The organism is Nocardioides imazamoxiresistens (genome assembly GCF_032378595.1).
In the GTDB taxonomy this organism is placed as follows: Bacteria; Actinomycetota; Actinomycetes; order Propionibacteriales; family Nocardioidaceae; genus Nocardioides; species Nocardioides imazamoxiresistens.
In genome coordinates, this window is sequence record NZ_JAVYII010000002.1 from 489953 (window position 1) to 508181 (window position 18229).

Here is an 18229-nt window from a genome sequence, read left to right on the forward strand (position 1 = left end):
GGTGCTCCTGGCGCGCGAGAGGGGGAAGTTGTCACACGAGTCGGCAGTAATCACACACGTCACACGAGCCCCACACAACCGAAGTGGTTGAAGATCAACGTTGTAATTATCCGACGACCCGTCCCACGGGCCTCTCCGCCGCCCGGAACCGACGCCGGAGGGGTCAGCAGGAGCTGCTGACGTCCTCCGAGTCGTTGGCCGCGTAGCCCTCGTCCCGGGAGCCCACGGAGCCGCCCGTGACGACCTCATCGGCAGCCCCGGCGTCGACCTGTGCACCTTCCGCCGATCCGTCCGCGGCCGAGCCGTCGGAGCCGCCCGAGCCGCCCGAGCCGCCCGCCGCCTGCTCGGTCGCGCCGCCCTCGCGCTCCGTGCTGCCGGCCACCGCGTCCGCGATCAGCTGGTGGACGACCTCCATGTCCGGGTCGGCCGTGTTGACGGCCGGCGGGACGATCGAGACCGACGACACCGGGTGGTTGCGCGCCTCGATGCCCAGCTGCGCGAACCGGTCGAGCTCACCGGCCGGGATGCTCGTGGCCAGCATGGCCGACCCGGCCTGTGCGATCTCCCCGAACCGCGTCACCAGGCTGGCGGGGTCGAGCTGGGCCAGCAGCGCGGTCATCATGCACTTCTGCCGTGCCATGCGGGAGTAGTCGTCGGAGTCGGCCCGCGAGCGCGAGAACCACAGCGCCTCGTAGCCGTTGAGGGTCTGCTCGCCCGCCTCGATGTAGCCGGTGACCGGCGCCCCGACCCCGCCGATCGGGATCCGGCCGCGCACGTCGACCTCGACTCCGCCGAAGGCGTCCACCAGGTCGCGGAAGCCGTTCATGTCGACGACGGCCCAGTAGTTGACCGACAGGTCGGTGACGCCCTCGACCGCGGAGACCGTGGCGTCCATGCCGAGCTCGAACAGCTCGTCCTCGCTGGCCTCGCGGGAGCTGCCGAACAGCTCGGGGTGGTCGGTGGCCCACGTCGCGACGCCGTTGAGGTAGCAGCCGTCGCAGTCGAAGCCGTCGGGGAACTCGTCGTCGAGCACCGACCCCTCGCGGAACGGGAAGTTCTGCAGGTTCCTCGGCAGCGAGACGAGGACGGTCTCCCCCGTCTCCTCGTCGATGCTCGCGAGGGTCATCGAGTCGGAGCGCATGCCGATCCGGCCCTCGCCGGCGTCGGCGCCGACGAGCAGCACGTTGTAGCGGCCGTGGGTCGGGTCCGTCGCGACGCCGTCGCCCGAGATCGCCGAGACGAGGTCGCGCTGGGCCGTGACGAGGTGAGCGCCGAAGAGGAGCCCGCCGACGACGGAGAAGCAGACGAGGCCGTTGACGGCGACGAGCGCCAACCGCTGGTTGCGCCGCAGGGAGCGCGGGTTGGCCAGGCGCCACGCGTCCACGAACAACGCCGCCCACCCCAGCGCCAGCCCGATCAGCACGAGCCGGACCACGCCCAGCGAGAACATGCTGAAGGCCAGGCTCAGCAGCACGCCGTGCCACACCGCGCCCACGAGGGCGACCAGCCCGACGACGGCGAGCAGCCCCAGCCACGTGCGCAGCACGATGCGACCCAGCGTCCGGTTCCCCGCCGCGACCTGGGCCGAGCCGGGCAGGACGAGGGTCATCAGCAGCAGTGCGACCGCGCGACGCATCCGGACGCGGCCCGCGCGGGTGTCGGCGTCGGCGCCCGTACGCACGGCGCGCGGGGCGCGCACGGGCGCGCGGACGGGCCGGCCCGCGGGGTCGACGGGTCGGTCGACCGCGGGGTCGACCGTGGGGTCCGTGGGACGCGGCGGGGCGCCGAGGTCGGACGGGGGCATCTGCAGGCCTTTCTCGCCGGGGAAGGGACGCACGGGCTTGCGAGCGCCATCTCACCAGCCACGCCCGTCCCAGGCGTGACGCCACGCCGAGGCGGCGAGCGGTAGCGTCCTCGCCATGGCAGACGGTCGCAACGGCGGAGGGCGCCCCCGCGAGGGCACGCCGGAGTACGAGTGGCTCTACGGCGGCGGGTCCGGCGGAGAGGGCGCGACGCGTCCCTACCGGCAGCGCCCCGGCGACGACGAGTCGACCCAGGTGCTCGGTGGCCCCGGCACCCACGACGCCGACCTGTACCCGGCGTACCCGCCCCCGCCGCCCGGGCGACGCCGCGCGCGCCAGGAACCTCCGCAGGGCCCACCCCACGGCCCTCCCGGTGGCCGGCCGCCCGGCCGCCCCGGGCCCGCCGGACCGCCACCGGCCGCGCCGCGTCGGCGGCGGCGCTTCCCCGTGCTGCGCACCGTGCTGCTGCTGGTCGTGCTGTGGCTCGTCTTCCTCGTCGCCGTGCCGATCTGGGCCTGGAACAACGTCGAGCGGATCGGCGCGATGCCCGAGGGCGACCGACCGGCCGACCAACCGGGCACGACCTACCTCGTCGTCGGCAGCGACTCGCGCGCCGGGCTCAGCGCCGAGGACCGCGCCCGCCTGGGCACCGGCAGCGTCGACGGCGACCGCACCGACACCATCCTGATGATCCACACCGGCGGCGGCGAGCCCGTCGTCGTCTCGTTCCCCCGCGACAGCTTCGTGGACCTGCCCGACGGCGCGGGCAGCACGAAGATCAACGCGGTGTACGCCCGCGGGGGCGACGAGGGCGCCCGCTACCTCGTCGAGACCGTCGAGCTGAACACGGGCATCCGCATCGACCACTACGCCGAGATCGGGATGGGCGGCGTCGCGGACGTCGTCGACGCGGTCGGCGGCATCGAGATCTGCCCCGAGGACCCGATCAAGGACGACGGCGCCCACCTCGACATCCCGGGCGGCTGCCAGGAGGTCGACGGCGTGACCGCGCTGTCGTACTCCCGCGCGCGCTGCTCGAAGAACGGCCCGCCCGAGTGCCCGCTCGTGCGCTCCGACCTGGACCGCGTCAAGAACCAGCGCGAGGTCGTCTCGGCGGTCGGTTCCAAGGCCGCCGACCCGCTCAACGTGCTGCTGCCCTGGCGCTACGTGTCGCTCAACAAGGCGGCGACCTCCTTCATCGCCGTCGACGAGGACACCAACGTCGTCGAGGCGGGCCGGATGGCCCTCGCGCTGCGGGCCATCGGCGGCGGGGCACGCAGCTGCACGGTGCCGATCGCGGACAGCTCCGCGAACAGCTGGGACGACGCCCGCGCGGACGTGCTGTTCGGCGCGATCATCGCCGACGACACGTCGCAGATCACCGACGACGTCTGCACCGAGTCGGGGCTGGCCCCGTGAGCGGCGCGGTCCCCGACTACTCCACCCTCGGGTGGAGCTTGTTCGACGGCGTCCTCACCCTCACCCTCGAGCGGCCCGACGCGCTGAACGCTTTCACGGTCACGATGGCCGACGAGCTGGAGGACGCGTTCCGCCGCGTCAACGACCACGACGAGGTGCGCGCCGTCGTGGTCACGGGCGCGGGACGCGCGTTCTGCGCCGGGATGGACCTCTCGGGCGAGGGCAACGTGTTCGGGCTCGACGAGAGCCTCTCCCCCACCCCGGAGGACCTGCGCACCCGCCTGGACGCGCCCGAGATCCACGACGGCGTGCGCGACACCGGCGGTCGCGTCTCCCTGGCGATCTTCGAGTGCCGCAAGCCGGTGATCGCCGCGATCAACGGCGCCGCGGTCGGCATCGGCGCGACCATGACGCTGCCGATGGACGTCCGCCTCGTGTCGTCGCGGGCGAAGGTCGGCTTCGTGTTCGGCAGGATCGGCATCGTGCCCGAGGCCTGCTCGTCGTGGTTCCTGCCCCGGCTGGTCGGGCTGCCGCGGGCCCTGGAGTGGATCTACACCGCCGACCTGCTGGGCCCCGAGGAGCTCCTCGCGGGCGGGCTGGTCCGCTCGGTCCACGAGCCCGACGACCTGCTGCCCGCCGCGTACGCCCTCGCGCACCGCTTCACCGACGACCGCTCGCCCTACGGCGTGGCGCTCGCGCGTCAGCTGCTCTACCGCGGCGCCGGCGCCACGCACCCGATCGAGGCCCACCGGGCCGACTCCCTGGCGATGTTCCACACCTCCGTCGCCGACGGCAAGGAGGGCGTGGCGGCCTTCCTCGAGAAGCGCCCGCCGCGCTTCACCCGCGCCGCGTCCGAGGTGCCCGACGTCTTCGGAGGAGACACCCCGTGAGCAGCCCCGTGTCCTGGCAGGACCCCGCCGCCGTCGCCCTGATGCTCGACGAGCTCGAGACGTGGGCGGTCGTGGGGCTCTCCGACGACCCCAGCCGCACCGCGTACCAGATCGCAGCCCTGCTGCAGAGCCGCGGCAAGCGGATCGTGCCGGTGCACCCGCGCTCGCCCGTGGTGCTGGGCGAGCAGGGGTACGCGACCCTGGCCGAGGTGCCGTTCCCCGTCGACGTCGTCGACGTCTTCCGCCGCTCGGACGCCGCTGGGCGCTTCGTCGACGAGGCCGTCGCGATCGGCGCGAAGGGCGTGTGGCTGCAGCTCGGGGTCGTCGACACCGAGGCGTTCGAGCGGGCCCGCGCGGCGGGCGTGCCGATGGTGATGGACACCTGCCCGGCGATCGAGTGGCGCCGTCGCGGGGAGTGAGCCCCGCTCAGAAGCCGGTGCGTCGCGGCGCCGCGGTCGCGCTGCGCACGATCTCGCCCTTGGCGTGGGCGGCGTCGCGCAGCCCGGCCTGGAAGGTGACCATCCGTGCGCGCAGGTCCGCGTCGGTGGCGGCCAGGATCCGCACGGCCAGCAGACCGGCGTTGCGCGCGTTGCCGACCGCGACCGTGGCCACCGGGACGCCGGCGGGCATCTGCACGATCGAGAGCAGCGAGTCCATCCCGTCGAGGTGACGCAGCGGGACGGGCACCCCGATGACCGGCAGCGGCGTGACCGCCGCCAGCATGCCCGGCAGGTGGGCCGCTCCCCCGGCGCCCGCGACGATCACCGAGAGCCCCCGGTCGGCGGCCTCGCGGCCGTACGCCAGCATCTCGTCGGGCATCCGGTGCGCCGAGACGACGTCGGCCTCGAAGGCCACGTCGAACTCCGCCAGCGCCGTCGCGGCGGCCTCCATGACGGGCCAGTCGGAGTCGGAGCCCATCACGATGCCCACGCGGGCGGTCGTGGGGCCGGTGCCGGTGGCGGGACTGGTGCTGCTCACGCTCATCACTCGCTCTCGTTGCCGAGGTCGCCGGCGAACCAGGCCGCCGCGTGGCGGGCCCGTTCGCGGCAGTCCTCGAGGTCGTCGCCGTAGACGTTGACATGACCCACCTTGCGGCCCGGACGCAGGTCCTTGCCGTACAGGTGGACGCGCAGCCCGGGGTCGCGGGCCAGCGCGTGGGGGTAGCCGTCGTAGAGCCGCCCGGCGCGCTCCGGGTCGACGTCCGCGGAGCCCAGGACGTTGACCATGACGGTCCAGCGCGCCCGCGGCGCGGGGCTGCCGAGCGGGAGGTCGAGCACCGCGCGCAGGTGGTTCTCGAACTGCGACGTCACCGCGCCGTCCTGGGTCCAGTGCCCCGTGTTGTGCGGCCGCATCGCGAGCTCGTTGACCAGCACGCGACCGTCGGCCGTCTCGAACAGCTCGACCGCCAGGAGGCCGACGACGCCCAGCTCGCCGGCGACGCGCAACGCGATCTCCTGGGCGCCCGAGGCCAGGTCGGCGTCGAGGTCGGGGGCGGGGGCGGTCACCTCGTGGCAGATCCCGTCGCGCTGCACGGTCTCGACGACGGGGTACGCCGCCGCCTGGCCGCTCGGGGAGCGCACGACGATCGCGGACAGCTCGCGACGGAAGTCGACGAGCTCCTCGGCCAGGACCTCGACGCCGGCCGAGGCCGCCGCGTCGAAGGCCGCCCGCGCGTCGTCGGCGCTGCGCACCACCCACACGCCCTTGCCGTCGTAGCCGCCGCGGGTGGTCTTCAGCACGCACGGGAGGCCGAACTCCTCCACGGCGGCGACGTGGGCGACGACCGCGTTGCGCGGGCACGGCACGCCCAGCTCGGCCAGCCGGCGCCGCATCACCGCCTTGTCCTGCGCATGCACCAGCGCGTCCGGCCCGGGGCGCACGGCGAGGCCGTCGGCCTCCAGCGCCCGCAGGTGCTCGGTCGGCACGTGCTCGTGGTCGAAGGTGACCGCGCTGCAGCCCGCGGCGACCGCGCGGAGGTCGTCCAGGTCGCGGTGGTCGCCGACCCGGTGGTCGCCGATCACCTGGGCGGCCGAGACGTCCGGCCCCTCGGCCAGCAGCCGCAGGGGCACGCCGAGCGCGGCGGCGGGCTCGGCCAGCATCCGGGCCAGCTGCCCGCCACCGATCACCGCCACGCGCGGGGCGCGTTCCGCCGGGGCCTGCGTCATGTCGTGCTCCTCTGGTCGTGCTGGTGCTCGTGCTGGTGCTCGTGCTGGTGCTCGTGCTGGGGGTCGGGCGAGGCGTCGACGCCCACCACGAGGTCGGCGAACGCAGCGGCCATCCTCGCCGGTGACCGCTCGCGGGCGAGCCGCAGGGCCGCCTCCTGGGCGTCGTGCAGGGCCGCGGGGTCCTCGACGAGCGCGAGCGCGGAGCGCACGGCCGCCGCCAGCGACGCGTCGTCGTCGGGCGCGAAGCTGCGCACCTGCGGCTCGGAGGCGAAGCGGGCCAGCGCCCCGTCGTGCGGCGCGACCGTCGGCAGCCCGAAGGTCTGGGCGAGGAGGAAGGCGCCGGAGTTGAGGATGTTGCGGTACGCCAGCACCGCGACGTCCGCGGCCCGCATCCACACCTGCAGCTCGTCGTCGGGCACGAAGTCGAAGCGGCACACGATCCGCGGGTCGGCCAGGCAGGCGGCCTCGAAGGCCGCCGAGCGGGCGCGCTGCCCCGGCCGACCGGCGATGAGCAGCCGCAGCCGGGGATCCTCGGCATGGAGCGCGTCGAACACCTCGACCAGACGGTCGAGGCCCTTGTAGGGCCGCACGCCGCCGACCGCGATCAGCGCGCGCTCGTCCGCCCCGATCCCGAGGCGTCGGCGTGCCTGGGCGCGGTCGACGGTGTCCGGGTAGTGCCCGAGGTAGCTGGCGTGGTCGATGACGACGGTGCGCGCCGGGTCGAGGTGGAACCACGGCTCGGCCGCCGCGAGGGTCTCCTCGGAGAGGACGTGCACGACGTCCGCGGAGCGGGCCAGCAGCCGGCAGAGCTCGATCTCGGCCCACGGGTGCCCCCCGTCGTGCGGCAGCACGTTGTGCACGGTCCAGACCAGGCGTCCGCCCGCGGCCGCGTACGCCTGCAGCGCGCGGTCGAGGTCGTCGAGGAGCAGGCGGGCGGCGAAGGGTCCGCCGACCCCGCGCAGCACCGGGTCGGTCCACTGGACGTTGAGCACCCCGGCGGGTCCGGGCGCCCAGGTGCGCCGGCGCAGGTGCGTGAGCAGGTCCTCGACCCGGACGCGCTGGTAGCCGCGCTGCGGCAGCCCCGCGTACAGCAGCTGCTGGAAGGGGTTGCGCGCGAAGTCCGGGTAGGTGTGCAGGGAGCGGGGGGCCCGCCGGGGGGCGGGCGAGCCCGCGGCGCGGCGCCCGAGCTGGTCGGCGACGACGGCCGCGAGCCGGTCGGCCAGGTCGCCCGGGTCGCCCGGGTCGCCCGGGTCGCCCGGCTCGTCGAGCGAGGCGGGGACCGTGGCGTCCGCACCGGGATCGGCACCGGCTGCGGCGCCGGGGGCGGCCACGGCGATCCGCACGACGGCGTCGGGCAGCACCGACCAGTCGGTCCCGGGCGCCGCGACGAGGACGTCGAGGTCGGCGAGCCCCGCGAGCGTGGTGCGGTCCCAGGCCGCGGGCGTGCCGAGCACCCGGACGCCGAGGCCGTGGTCGGCGAGCCGCAGCGCCAGGTGCGCGGCGGCGAGGGCGGGCGGCTCGCCCTGCTGGGGGTCCTCGACGTCGACCACGAGACCGACCCGCGCCCCGGCGCCGTCGCCGGTCCCGGCCCGCAGCACCTCCGTGAGCCGCGCGGCGGTGGGCTGCGGCGCCGTGCGGGGACCTCGAGCGGTCACCGGCGGGCCTGGAGCGCGTCGCGGACGCGGCGGGCCAGCAGCTCGGCACGGGGGTTCGACCGCACGAGCCGCAGCGCGCGCGCCCGCAGGCGGGAGCGGGTCGGCGGGGCCGCGTCGTCGACGAGCTCGCGCTGCCAGCGACCGAGCTGGCGACGCAGGGTCGCCCGCTGCTCCCGGGCGGTCTCGACCTCGGTGCGCAGGGCGGCGAGCTCCGCCGCCCCGGCCCTCAGCTCGGCGGCGAACGTCGCGCGCTCCTCCTCCAGGGTGGCGCGCAGCGCGTCCAGCTCCGCGCGCAGTCGCTCGGTCTCGGACGTCGCGTCGCCCGCTGGTCCGCGGTCGTCGTCACGCATGCGAGCAGTCCTCTCCGGCCGCGCGGCGCGGACCTGCGGGACAACCTGCCACACCGCCGCGGGGTGCCCCAACCCGAGCCGCGGCGACGAGACGGGTCCGGGGCGGGTGCCGGTTCAGGCCAGCTGCGAGTCGTCCGCGGGCGCCGCGACGGCGCCGGGCGCGAGGCGCTCGAAGCGCAGCCCCTTGCCGCGGATGGTCGTGATGAGGTGAGGGTGGCGGCTGTCGTCGCCGATCTTGCGCCGCAGCCAGCCGAGGTGCACGTCGATCGTCTTCGACGACGTCCAGAAGTCGGTCTGCCAGACCGTCCGCATGAGCTCGTCGCGCGTGACGATCTCGCCGGCGCGCGCGATCAGGGCGTGCAGGAGGTCGAACTCCTTGCGCGACAGCACGACCTCGGTGCCCTGCGTCCAGACACGACGCAACGCGGGGTCGAGCCGGACTCCCTGCACCTCGATCACGGCCACAACCTAGGAAGCCGACGCCCCTCACGTGGGCGAACGCTCGAAATTTTGCCTAGCGACCGCAGCCCCCGGGTCCGATCGGACCCGCGGGTCCCGCGCCCTAGACCCGACGGACCGTCACGGGCTCGAGGAGGCCGAACCCGCGCACGGGCCGGGCCGGGAGCAGGCGGGTCTCGAACTGGCCGGCCGGCAGCAGCGCGGCCGTCTCGTCGTCGATGATCACCCGGTTGCGACGCGCGATGTTGGTGAGCCGGGAGGCCAGGTTCACCGGGGGCCCGAAGACGTCGCCGAGCCGCGTGACCACGTGGCCGGTCGCCATCCCCACGCGTACGTCCGGCAGCCGGGCGTCGCGGCCGATCACCTTGATGATGCCCTCGGCGGTCTCCAGGGCGCGGACCGGATCGTCGTTGACGAACAGCACGGAGTCGCCCAGGGACTTGATGAGCCGACCCTGGTGGGCCTGGATCACGTCGTGGCTGCGGGACTCGAACTTCTCGACGAGGTCGCCGATGCGGTCCTCCTCCAGCCGGTTCGACAGCGCCGTGAAGCTGACGAGGTCGGCGAAGGCGACCGTGATCCGTGAGCTGTCGTAGGCGTCGTCGATCTCGCGCAGCGCCTCGACCCGCCCGACCGCCGCCGCGAGGTGACGGCGCCACGCGTTCACCATGACCTGCTCGAAGACGTCGCGCAGCTCCTCGACGACGTGCACGGCCGTGCCCACGCGGCTCCCCACCGACGTGGGGCCCGACTCCCGTTCCTCGACGTAGGGCATCAGCGCCGAGATCTGCCAGTCGGCGAGCCGCGCCATCGTCTGGCCGGTCGCCCGGGCGAGGTTCACCACCGTGTCCATGTCGATCGCGTCGCGGTCGACCGCGTCGAGCAGCGCGCCGATCGTGGTCGTGTCGGTGCCCGTGAACGTCACCGCGTCGTCGTTGAGGGGCAGACCCAGCGCCCGCCACAGCCGCCGCACGTCCGCGATCGAGATCCCGCCCTCGTCGAGGTCGTGGGCGCTGAAGACCGGCACCTCGCCGAGGATCGCGCGCTCGAGGTCGACCAACGACGGCCGCGGCTGCTCGGGCTGCTCGGGCTGCTCGGGCTGCTCGGGCTGCTCAGGTGCCATCGTCGGCCCGGTCGCCGCCGAGGGAGAGGCGGTGCAGCTCCTCGGAGACCATCAGCTGCACCTGCTCCACGCGCGGGATGTCGTGCAGCTCGACGCGTCCGAGCTCGCTGGCGTCGGAGACGACGAGGGTGCCGCAGCCGAAGATCCGGTCGATCACGCCGATCTCGAAGTCGACGCCGCTGATCCGGTTGAGCGGGATCGTGCGGCCCTCCTTGGCGATGAAGCCGGAGCGCTTGATGAAGCGACGGTTCGTGAACGTGTAGGTGGTGGTCAGCCACACGACGAGCGGTCGGAGCACGAACCAGACGAGCAGGACGGCGGCGACGACCCAGACGGCGATCCGCCCGACGTCCCCGCTCGAGCCCCCGGGCAGCAGCACGCTGGCCGTGACGGCGGCCGCCAGCACGACGAGCAGGGTCAGCGTGGCGCCGAACAGTTCCTTGACGTGCGTGCGCGTCGAGACCACGACGTGCTCGCCCTGGTTGAGGAGCTTCTCTGGAAAGGGCACGGTCGTGATTCTGTCACCTCGGCCACGTGGGGGGGGCGACGTCGCTCACGCGCGGCGCACGTGCACGACGTCCCCCGCGCTGACGGCGTGGTCGCGCCCCCCGGAGCGCACGACCAGGCGGCCGTCGGCGTCGACGTCGACGGCCTCGCCCTCGAGGGGCTCGCCGGCGGGCACCACGACCCGCACGGCCTGGCCGACGGTCGTACAGGCCGCGGCGTACGCCCCGCGCAGCGCCCCCTGCTCCCCGCCCTGCCACAGGTCGAGCACCGAGGCGAGCTCCGCGAGGACCGCACGGAGCAGGGCGGTGCGGTCGAGGGTGGCCTCCGGCGCGCCCGCCGTGAGCAGCGAGCAGGCGGTCGGGACCGGCAGCTCGTCGGCGCGGGTGGAGACGTTGACGCCGATGCCGAGGACGGCGGCGGCGCCGGCGGGGGTCTCCACGCGCTCGGCGAGGATGCCGCACACCTTGCGGTCGACCCCGTCGGCGCCGTGCACGAGCACGTCGTTGGGCCACTTCAGCCGCACGTCCAGCTCCGGGTGGCGCGCCCGCGTCCCGGCCCGCACCGCGAGGCCGGCGGCCAGGGGCAGCCACGGCCAGGCGCTCGGCGCGACGTCGGGGCGCAGCAGCACCGAGAACGTGAGCGCGGCGCGGTCGGGCGTGACGAAGGTCCGGTCGATCCTGCCGCGGCCGGCGGTCTGGTGCTCGGCCACCAGCACCGTGGCGGCGGGGGCGCCCGCGCGGGCCCGCGCGGCCAGGTCGGCGTTGGTCGACCCGGACGCCGCGACGACCTGCACGCGCCAGGGCGAGAGGTCCTCGAGCTCCTCGGTGCGGATCGGGGGGCGGTCGGCGGCGGACGTCACGGGCCCACCCTAGGTGCGCCGCCCGCTTCGTAGACTCGACACGTGTCCGCCTCCCCCCGTCTGCCCGTCGTGCTCGCCACCAGCAACGGGGTCGGCATGGGCCACCTGACGCGCCAGCTCGCGGTGGCCCTGTCCGGCGAGCCGCTGGACGTGACGCTCCTGTCCCTCTCGGGCGCCGTGCCCACCGTCGCGCGGGCGGCGGCCGACGGCCGGCTCCCCGGCGCCTCGCGCGTCCGCTTCGAGTACTGCCCGAGCCGCACCAGCCCGTGGCAGGGGTCCGGTCCCGCCCTCGTCGCGTGGCGGACCGCCTGGGACGCGTACTTCGCCGACCGCCTGCGCCTGCTCGTCGCCGAGACCGGCGCGCGGGTGGTGGCCTACGACGGCGTCGTGCCGTACGCCGGGCTGCTCGCGGCCCGCCGGGCCCTCCCCTCCACCGCCTTCGTCTGGGTGCGGCGCGGGATGTGGCGTCCGGGCGTGGGCGCCGACCGGGTGGCGCTCGGCGAGCGGTTCGAGGCCGTCGTCGAGCCCGGCGACCTCGCCGCCACCTCGGACGCCGGGGCGACCGTCGGCGCGCCGGGGGTCGTGCGCACCGCCCCCGTGTCGCTGACCTCCGCCGTGCCGCCGGTGGACCGTGCCCGCGCCCGGGCCGCGCTCGGGCTGGATCCCGACCGGCCCGCCCTGCTGCTCGCGCCGGGCTCCGGGGCGTACGCCGACGTGTCCACGCTCGTGGCCGCGGTGCTCGACCAGCTCGCCCACGAGGCACCGGAGTGGCAGGTGGCCGTGACCCGTCAGGCGATCGCGCGCCGTCGCGACGACGCGACGGGGGCCGCCGACGACGGCCGGGTGGTGGTGCTCGACGACGTCTACCCGCTCTCGCGCCACCTCGCCGCGTTCGACGCCGCGGTCGGCGCGGCCGGCTACAACGCCGTCCACGAGCACGCGGCGGTCGGGCTGCCCACGCTGCTGGTGCCCAGCACGGCGCACGAGACCGACGACCAGGTCGCCCGTGCGCACGGTCTCGCGCGTCTCGGCGCCGCCCTCGTAGCCGACGGCGAAGGGGACCTGGAGCGCGGGATGCGGCAGCTGCTCGACCCCGACGTGCGCGTCGCCCTGCGCGACGCCGCCCTGCTGCTGCCCGCGGCCATCGGGGCCCGCGACGTGGCGCGCGCCCTGCTGGAGGTCGGCGCCGGCCGCCCGGAACCGACCTGGCCGGACCGTGTCGGTCCGCCCCCCTGGCGCCGGGTCGTCGGCACTCCCCTGGCCCGGCGGCGCGGCAGGCCCGAGGTCGTCGAGGACGTCACGGGCCTGGACGCCCGCGGCCCGCAGCCGGTCGAGCACCTCGTCGCAGGGTCGTCGCGCCGCTACCGCGAGCAGCGGGCCGCGGCGGCGCGGTGGCTGTACGCCTGACCCGACGTGTCGCGCCCCGCCACCGAACGGAACGGGGTCCCACAATTCCGGTACGCGAGACCCCCCGGTCCCACGGCGGGGTCCACGGGCTACATTGCGGCCCATGAGCGCACAGGTGGGCGAGGGCACGGACGTGCCCGACGAGATCGACGTGACGACGACCGCCGGCAAGCTGGAGGACCTCGAGCGTCGACTCGACGAGGCCGTGCACGCCGGATCGGCCAAGGCGGTCGAGAAGCAGCACTCCCGCGGCCGGCAGACCGCCCGGGAGCGGATCGAGCAGCTCTTCGACGAGGGCAGCTTCGTCGAGCTGGACGAGCTCGCCCGCCACCGCTCGACCGCGTTCGGCCTGCAGGAGCGCCGTCCGTACGGGGACGGCGTCGTCACGGGCTACGGCACGATCGACGGGCGCCAGGTCTGCGTGTTCTCGCAGGACTTCACGGTCTTCGGCGGCTCGCTGGGCGAGGTGTACGGCGAGAAGATCACCAAGGTGATGGACCTCGCCATCAAGACCGGCTGCCCCATCATCGGCATCAACGAGGGCGCCGGCGCCCGCATCCAGGAGGGCGTCGTCTCCCTGGGCCTGTACGGCGAGATCTTCCGCCGCAACGTGCACGCCTCCGGCGTCATCCCGCAGATCAGCCTCATCATGGGCAACTGCGCGGGCGGCCACGTGTACTCCCCCGCCGTCACCGACTTCACCGTGATGGTCGACCAGACCTCGGCGATGTTCATCACCGGTCCCGACGTCATCAAGACCGTCACCGGCGAGGACGTCACGATCGAGGAGCTGGGCGGCGCCCGCACCCACAACTCGCGCTCCGGCAACGCCCACTACATGGGGGCCGACGAGACGGACGCGCTCGAGTTCGTGAAGACGCTGCTCAGCTACCTGCCGCAGAACAACATGGACGAGGCGCCCGCCTTCGACGAGGTCGCGGACCTCGAGGTGACCGACCTCGACCGCTCGCTCGACACGATCATCCCGGACAGCCCGAACCAGCCGTACGACATCCGCGAGGTGATCGAGGCCGTCGTCGACGACGAGGAGTTCCTCGAGGTCCAGCCGCTGTTCGCCCCGAACATCGTGGTGGGCTACGCCCGGGTCGAGGGCCGCAGCGTCGGCGTCGTCGCGAACCAGCCGATGCAGTTCGCCGGCACGCTCGACATCGACGCCTCGGAGAAGGCCGCGCGCTTCGTGCGCACCTGCGACGCCTTCAACATCCCCGTGCTGACGTTCGTCGACGTGCCCGGCTTCCTGCCCGGCACGGACCAGGAGTACAACGGCATCATCCGCCGCGGCGCGAAGCTGATCTACGCGTACGCCGAGGCGACGGTGCCGCTGGTCACCATCATCACGCGCAAGGCGTACGGCGGCGCGTACGACGTGATGGGCTCCAAGCACCTCGGCGCCGACATCAACCTGGCGTGGCCCACCGCGCAGATCGCGGTGATGGGCGCGCAGGGTGCGGTGAACATCCTGTACCGCAAGGAGATCAAGGAGGCGACGGAGGCGGGCACGGTCGACGCCAAGCGCGCCGAGCTGGTCGACGAGTACGACAAGCACCTCGCGAACCCCTACATCGCGGCCGAGCGCGGCTACGTCGACGCGGTCATCGCCCCGCACGAGACCCGCGCCGAGATCGTGCGCGCGCTGCGGCTGCTGCGCACCAAGCGCGAGACGCTGCCGCCCAAGAAGCACGGGAACATCCCGCTGTGAGCGCCGACGAGGCACCCGACCGCCCGCTGCTGCGGATCGTCGACGCCGACGCGACGCCGGAGGAGGTCGCCGCGATCGTGGCGGTCTTCTCCGCGCTCGCGGGCGGCGGCGAGGCGCCGGCCCCGGCGCCCCGCTCCGTGTGGGCGGCCCCCGGCGCACGGGTGCGCCGCGGCCTGGACCACGGCCGGGGCGCGTGGCGGGCGTCGGGCCTGCCGCGCTGAGCGCGTCGGCGAGGCGTTTGACACAAAACTGAGGGAAAGTTCGGCGACTCGGCCACGCGAGCAGAGGCATCGCCGCCACTATGTTCACCGTGACCCTCCCATCCGACCTGCCCGGCGCCGGTCGCGCCCCGGGCGGCACCCCGGGGCCGAACCAGTACGTGCGCGTCCCCGACGCCGGCCTCAACGCCTACGCCGACGAGTTCCTCGCGGGCGTCGAGGACCTGCCGACCTACCGTCCCACCGTGGGCTGCGTGATCCCGGCCTACAACGAGGGCGAGACCATCGCCGGCGTCCTCGACGCGCTGCTCGCGCAGACGCGGCTGCCCGACGTCATCCACGTCATCGTCAACAACACGACCGACGACACGGTCGAGGTGGCGGGCTACTACGCCGGCGAGCACGTGCGGATGACGCGCAACGGCGAGCAGATGACCGAGATCTTCGTCCACGACATCGGAAAGAACCCGGACAAGAAGGTCGGGGCGCTCAACTACGGCTACTCGCTGGTCGAGGGGTACGACTACCTGCTCGGCGTCGACGGCGACACCACGCCGGAGCCCGACGCCATCGAGGAGCTCGTCGACGAGATCGCGAGCGACGACCGCATCGGCGGCATCTCGGCGATCTACAGCATCGACGACAGCGCCGTCGACGGCACGATCGCGAAGTTCCTCGTCGCGGGCCAGCGCGCGCAGTTCGCGGCGTTCAACATGCAGAACCTGCTGCGCGGGCGCAACATGGCGGTGCTCGGCGGCCAGTTCTCGATCTTCTCGACGCAGGCGCTGCGCGACGTGCTCGACGACAGCCACCAGCGCACGCCGTGGGTGAAGGACTCCGAGGTGGAGGACTCCCTGCTCTCGCTGCAGATCAAGAGCGCCGGCTACCTGACGAAGATCTCCGCCGCGGCCCGCGCGCACGTCGGCGGCATGACCACCCTGCGCTCGCTGGACGCGCAGCAGGTGAAGTGGAACTTCGGCGCCATCGACCTGATGTGGCCGGGCCAGCGCGGCGACACGCCGGGCCAGCCGCTGCACCCCAACCTGCGCCTGCGCTGGTTCGAGCACATCTCGATGGTCATCAACATCACGACCCGTCTGATGTTCCTGCTGCTGCTGCTCGGCTCGCTGTCGATCAACGCGTTCGTCTTCTCGCCGTGGTGGCTGATCCCGCCGCTCGCCGCGGTGTTCCTGAACTTCCGCGTCGCCCGGTCGATGTACTACGGCAACCGGCGCGACTACCTGTTCTCCCTGCTGCTGTTCCCGGCCGAGATCTACATGTGGATCCGGATCGGGCACTTCCTGCGCGCGTGGACGAAGTTCGCCTCCCGCGCCCAGACCGACAACTGGGCCGCCCAGGCCAAGGCCGAGCGCGGCGCCGGGCAGGCGTACCTCGCCCCGCTGGCCGCCCTCGCGATCATCGTCGCCGTGATGTCGGCGATCTGGCTGCAGCTGCCGATCGACGCCAAGTCCGACGTCCTGGCGGTGGGGTGGCCGATCCTCGGCATCATCACCATCCTCCAGACCGGCTGGATGACCACGAAGCTGCTGCGCCGCTACAAGGGGTACAAGGGGTGACGCGCTCGCGCGCCCCCCACGTCCCCGGCACCGACCGCCTCCCCACCGAACGTCCGGAAGAGACCATGACCGCAACCCGGCCCCGCCGTGCCCGCGCCCTGCTGACCGCCGTGACCGCCCTGGTGCTCGCCGCCGTGCTGAGCTCCTGCTCGCTCGTCGACGACCTCACGGGCCGTGGCGACGCCGAGCCGAGCGCGGCTCCGTCGTCGAGCCCGACGGAGACCTACTACGAGTCGCAGTTCACCCGGGACGGCACGTTCCAGTCGCACATCACGCTCGAGCAGGTCGACTTCGTCTACACGCTCTACCCGACGAAGTCGACGCCGCGGACGAACGAGTGGTACCCGCGGGGCAGCAAGTACTTCTCGTTCACGTTCCAGGCCTACGACCTCTCGCGCGGCCTGCGCGACCCGTTCGACACCAAGCGCGAGGTCTACCTGTCGAACATCACCGTCACCAGCACCACCGTGCGCTCCGACGGCGGCCAGGCGCAGTCCCCCTACGCGCTGAACGCGGACGCGCAGACCATCACGCTCGACCCCGAGCCGCTGACGCGCGGGCGCTACGGCATGCTCATCACCTCCCCGAAGGGCGCCTTCGAGCTGCGCAACCAGGAGATCACCGAGACCGACCTGGCCACGACCGGGCTCGACCTCACCTTCAACGCGACCGTGTGGATCGAGACGGCCGCCGGCTCCGCGAACTTCGTGCAGCAGACGATCACCCAGCAGGTGCCGATCGCGATCTTCTCCTCCGAGGAGGTCACCGAGGCCGCGGAGATCCCGGTCAACGCCAACTGAGGCTCCACGCAGCAGCGCCCCCGCCGGTCTCCGGCGGGGGCGCTGTGTCGTTCGCGGTCGGGACGCAGCCCGGGGCGGTCTCAGACGGCCGGCGCCATCCGGAACCCGACGCCGCGCACCGGCTCGATGTAGCGCGGCACCGCGCCGCCGTCGCCCAGCTTGCGGCGCAGGTCCTCGATGTGGGCCTCCACCGTGCGCTTGTCGGCCTCGTTGACGAAGTACGCCGTCACGTAGTCCTGGCCCCGCATGGTCAGCACGAGGTCCGCCTTGGAGCGGACCCGGCGGCCGGTGCTGATCAGCGACGCCAGCAGGTCGAACTCGACCTTCGTGACGTCGATGCCGCGGCCGTCGACCAGCACCACCCGCGTCGACGGGTTGAGGGCGAGGCCGTTGTGGCGCACCCACCCGTCGCCGCCGACGACCTGGTGCGAGCCGCCCGCGGCCATCGCCGAGGCCGGCGTGCCGGTCAGCGGGCTCGGTGCGGGCTCGTAGGCGACCTGCTGGGCGTACGCCTGCTGCTCCGCCGCCTGCGGGACCGGGGCGGGCTGGGCGACCGGCTGGGCGACCGGCTGCTGGACCGGTGCCGGCTGGTACGCCACGGGGACGGGCTCGGCGACCGGCTGCTGCGGCTGGTGCGCGGGCTGCTGCGGTTCGGCCGGCGCCTGCTGCGCGGGGGCCGGCTGCGCGGCCGCGGGCTGCTGCGGCTGCTGGGTCGGCGTCGGGCCGATGGTCGACCGGTTGCCCTCGCTGAACGCGCGTCGCGCCTCCACGGCCCACGGCGTGGGCTCGCGGTCGGCCGGCTCGGTCGGCGCGGGGGTGACCGGGACGGTGGCGACGCCGGGCTCGTCGTCGGTCTCCGTGCCGTCGACGCGCCGGGGGCGCCGCAGCATCGACTCCGCGCGTGCCCGCAGCTCGCGCGGACGGAAGGGCTTGACGAGGTAGTCGTCGGCGCCGGCCTCGAGGCCCATCACGACGTCGATCTCGTCGCTGAGCGCCGTGATCATGATGAGGTAGGTCGAGCTGAACTCGCGGATGCGGCGGGCCACGGCGAAGCCGTCCATGCCGGGCATGGAGACGTCGAGGGTGGTCAGGACCGGCTCGTGCTCCCGCACGGCCAGCAGTCCGTCCACGCCGTTGGGGGCCAGCTTGCAGGTGTAGCCGCTCTGGGTCAGCACCAGCTGCAGCAGGTCCGCCACGTCGGGGTCGTCCTCGATGATGACGGCCACCCTGGGCTGTGCTCGCTCTTCCACCTGCTCAGGCTAGCAACGTGCACGGCGC

Annotated in this window: 18 protein-coding genes; 8 read left to right on the forward strand and 10 right to left on the reverse strand. The window is 73.9% G+C overall.

What is annotated here, in order from left to right; all coding sequences use genetic code 11:
* Positions 1-163: 163 nt before the first annotated feature.
* The gene (locus RDV89_RS06415) at positions 164-1804 is read right to left on the reverse strand and encodes an LCP family glycopolymer transferase (protein WP_315732113.1); all 1641 of its coding nucleotides are present in this window, start codon (positions 1802-1804) and stop codon (positions 164-166) included.
* A 115-nt stretch (positions 1805-1919) separates the two neighbouring features.
* On the opposite strand from RDV89_RS06415, the gene RDV89_RS06420 reads away from it, so the two are divergent.
* From RDV89_RS06420 to RDV89_RS06430, 3 genes are read left to right on the forward strand one after another with little or no spacing between them, the layout of a single operon-like run.
* Complete coding sequence (locus tag RDV89_RS06420; protein WP_315732114.1) at positions 1920-3221, forward strand: LCP family protein; 1302 nt, start codon at positions 1920-1922, stop codon at positions 3219-3221.
* Positions 3218-4111, forward strand: coding sequence for a crotonase/enoyl-CoA hydratase family protein (locus tag RDV89_RS06425; RefSeq protein ID WP_315732115.1), 894 nt, complete (start codon positions 3218-3220; stop codon positions 4109-4111). Before RDV89_RS06420 ends, RDV89_RS06425 begins: the two co-directional genes overlap by 4 nt.
* On the forward strand, positions 4108-4530 hold the full coding sequence (locus RDV89_RS06430; protein WP_315732116.1) for a CoA-binding protein: 423 nt from the start codon (positions 4108-4110) through the stop codon (positions 4528-4530). The genes RDV89_RS06425 and RDV89_RS06430 overlap by 4 nt, the downstream gene beginning before the upstream one ends.
* Positions 4531-4537: 7 nt before the next feature.
* Here RDV89_RS06430 and purE read toward each other — a convergent pair whose 3' ends face one another.
* The 8 genes from purE to RDV89_RS06470 all read right to left on the reverse strand — a co-directional run bounded on the left by purE (position 4538) and on the right by RDV89_RS06470 (position 11229).
* The gene (gene purE, locus RDV89_RS06435) at positions 4538-5095 is read right to left on the reverse strand and encodes a 5-(carboxyamino)imidazole ribonucleotide mutase (protein ID WP_315732117.1); all 558 of its coding nucleotides are present in this window, start codon (positions 5093-5095) and stop codon (positions 4538-4540) included.
* The gene (locus tag RDV89_RS06440; protein ID WP_315732118.1) at positions 5095-6276 is read right to left on the reverse strand and encodes a 5-(carboxyamino)imidazole ribonucleotide synthase; all 1182 of its coding nucleotides are present in this window, start codon (positions 6274-6276) and stop codon (positions 5095-5097) included. Before RDV89_RS06440 ends, purE begins: the two co-directional genes overlap by 1 nt.
* Positions 6273-7931 carry a glycosyltransferase family 4 protein gene (locus RDV89_RS06445; RefSeq protein ID WP_315732119.1) on the reverse strand — a complete coding sequence of 553 codons (1659 nt, stop codon included), beginning with the start codon at positions 7929-7931 and terminating at the stop codon, positions 6273-6275. The genes RDV89_RS06440 and RDV89_RS06445 overlap by 4 nt, the downstream gene beginning before the upstream one ends.
* Positions 7928-8281, reverse strand: coding sequence for a hypothetical protein (locus RDV89_RS06450; RefSeq protein WP_315732120.1), 354 nt, complete (start codon positions 8279-8281; stop codon positions 7928-7930). The genes RDV89_RS06445 and RDV89_RS06450 overlap by 4 nt, the downstream gene beginning before the upstream one ends.
* Before the next feature lie 114 nt (positions 8282-8395).
* A complete protein-coding gene (locus RDV89_RS06455; protein ID WP_315732121.1) occupies positions 8396-8740 on the reverse strand; it encodes a winged helix-turn-helix domain-containing protein in 345 nt (114 codons plus the stop codon).
* A 103-nt stretch (positions 8741-8843) separates the two neighbouring features.
* The gene (locus RDV89_RS06460; protein ID WP_315732122.1) at positions 8844-9863 is read right to left on the reverse strand and encodes an adenylate/guanylate cyclase domain-containing protein; all 1020 of its coding nucleotides are present in this window, start codon (positions 9861-9863) and stop codon (positions 8844-8846) included.
* Positions 9853-10371 (reverse strand): PH domain-containing protein, encoded by a 519-nt coding sequence (locus RDV89_RS06465; RefSeq protein WP_315732123.1) that lies wholly within the window; start codon positions 10369-10371, stop codon positions 9853-9855. Before RDV89_RS06465 ends, RDV89_RS06460 begins: the two co-directional genes overlap by 11 nt.
* A 45-nt stretch (positions 10372-10416) precedes the next feature.
* The gene (locus tag RDV89_RS06470) at positions 10417-11229 is read right to left on the reverse strand and encodes a biotin--[acetyl-CoA-carboxylase] ligase (RefSeq protein ID WP_315732124.1); all 813 of its coding nucleotides are present in this window, start codon (positions 11227-11229) and stop codon (positions 10417-10419) included.
* A gap of 42 nt (positions 11230-11271) precedes the next feature.
* On the opposite strand from RDV89_RS06470, the gene RDV89_RS06475 reads away from it, so the two are divergent.
* From RDV89_RS06475 to RDV89_RS06495, 5 genes are all read left to right on the forward strand, one after another.
* Positions 11272-12636: a glycosyltransferase gene (locus RDV89_RS06475; protein ID WP_315732125.1), complete on the forward strand. Its 1365-nt coding sequence runs from the start codon at positions 11272-11274 to the stop codon at positions 12634-12636.
* A 103-nt stretch (positions 12637-12739) separates the two neighbouring features.
* Positions 12740-14356, forward strand: coding sequence for an acyl-CoA carboxylase subunit beta (locus RDV89_RS06480; protein ID WP_315732126.1), 1617 nt, complete (start codon positions 12740-12742; stop codon positions 14354-14356).
* Positions 14353-14577 (forward strand): acyl-CoA carboxylase subunit epsilon, encoded by a 225-nt coding sequence (locus RDV89_RS06485; RefSeq protein ID WP_315732127.1) that lies wholly within the window; start codon positions 14353-14355, stop codon positions 14575-14577. The genes RDV89_RS06480 and RDV89_RS06485 overlap by 4 nt, the downstream gene beginning before the upstream one ends.
* 89 nt (positions 14578-14666) lie before the next feature.
* Positions 14667-16151, forward strand: coding sequence for a glycosyltransferase family 2 protein (locus tag RDV89_RS06490; protein WP_315732128.1), 1485 nt, complete (start codon positions 14667-14669; stop codon positions 16149-16151).
* Between the two features lie 65 nt (positions 16152-16216).
* Positions 16217-16951, forward strand: coding sequence for a hypothetical protein (locus tag RDV89_RS06495; RefSeq protein WP_315732129.1), 735 nt, complete (start codon positions 16217-16219; stop codon positions 16949-16951).
* 80 nt (positions 16952-17031) lie between these two features.
* Here RDV89_RS06495 and RDV89_RS06500 read toward each other — a convergent pair whose 3' ends face one another.
* Complete coding sequence (locus tag RDV89_RS06500) at positions 17032-18201, reverse strand: response regulator (RefSeq protein ID WP_315732130.1); 1170 nt, start codon at positions 18199-18201, stop codon at positions 17032-17034.
* Between the last annotated feature and the right edge of the window lie 28 nt (positions 18202-18229).

What these genes read in the sequence shown, in the direction of transcription:
- RDV89_RS06480 (WP_315732126.1), top strand. Translation starts at nt 12,740, where the DNA reads ATGAGCGCACAGGTGGGCGAGGGCACGGACGTGCCCGACGAGATCGAC.
- RDV89_RS06415 (WP_315732113.1), bottom strand. Translation starts at nt 1,804, where the DNA reads ATGCCCCCGTCCGACCTCGGCGCCCCGCCGCGTCCCACGGACCCCACG.
- RDV89_RS06450 (WP_315732120.1), bottom strand. Translation starts at nt 8,281, where the DNA reads ATGCGTGACGACGACCGCGGACCAGCGGGCGACGCGACGTCCGAGACC.
- RDV89_RS06420 (WP_315732114.1), top strand. Translation starts at nt 1,920, where the DNA reads ATGGCAGACGGTCGCAACGGCGGAGGGCGCCCCCGCGAGGGCACGCCG.
- RDV89_RS06440 (WP_315732118.1), bottom strand. Translation starts at nt 6,276, where the DNA reads ATGACGCAGGCCCCGGCGGAACGCGCCCCGCGCGTGGCGGTGATCGGT.
- purE (WP_315732117.1), bottom strand. Translation starts at nt 5,095, where the DNA reads ATGAGCGTGAGCAGCACCAGTCCCGCCACCGGCACCGGCCCCACGACC.
- RDV89_RS06495 (WP_315732129.1), top strand. Translation starts at nt 16,217, where the DNA reads ATGACCGCAACCCGGCCCCGCCGTGCCCGCGCCCTGCTGACCGCCGTG.
- RDV89_RS06460 (WP_315732122.1), bottom strand. Translation starts at nt 9,863, where the DNA reads ATGGCACCTGAGCAGCCCGAGCAGCCCGAGCAGCCCGAGCAGCCCGAG.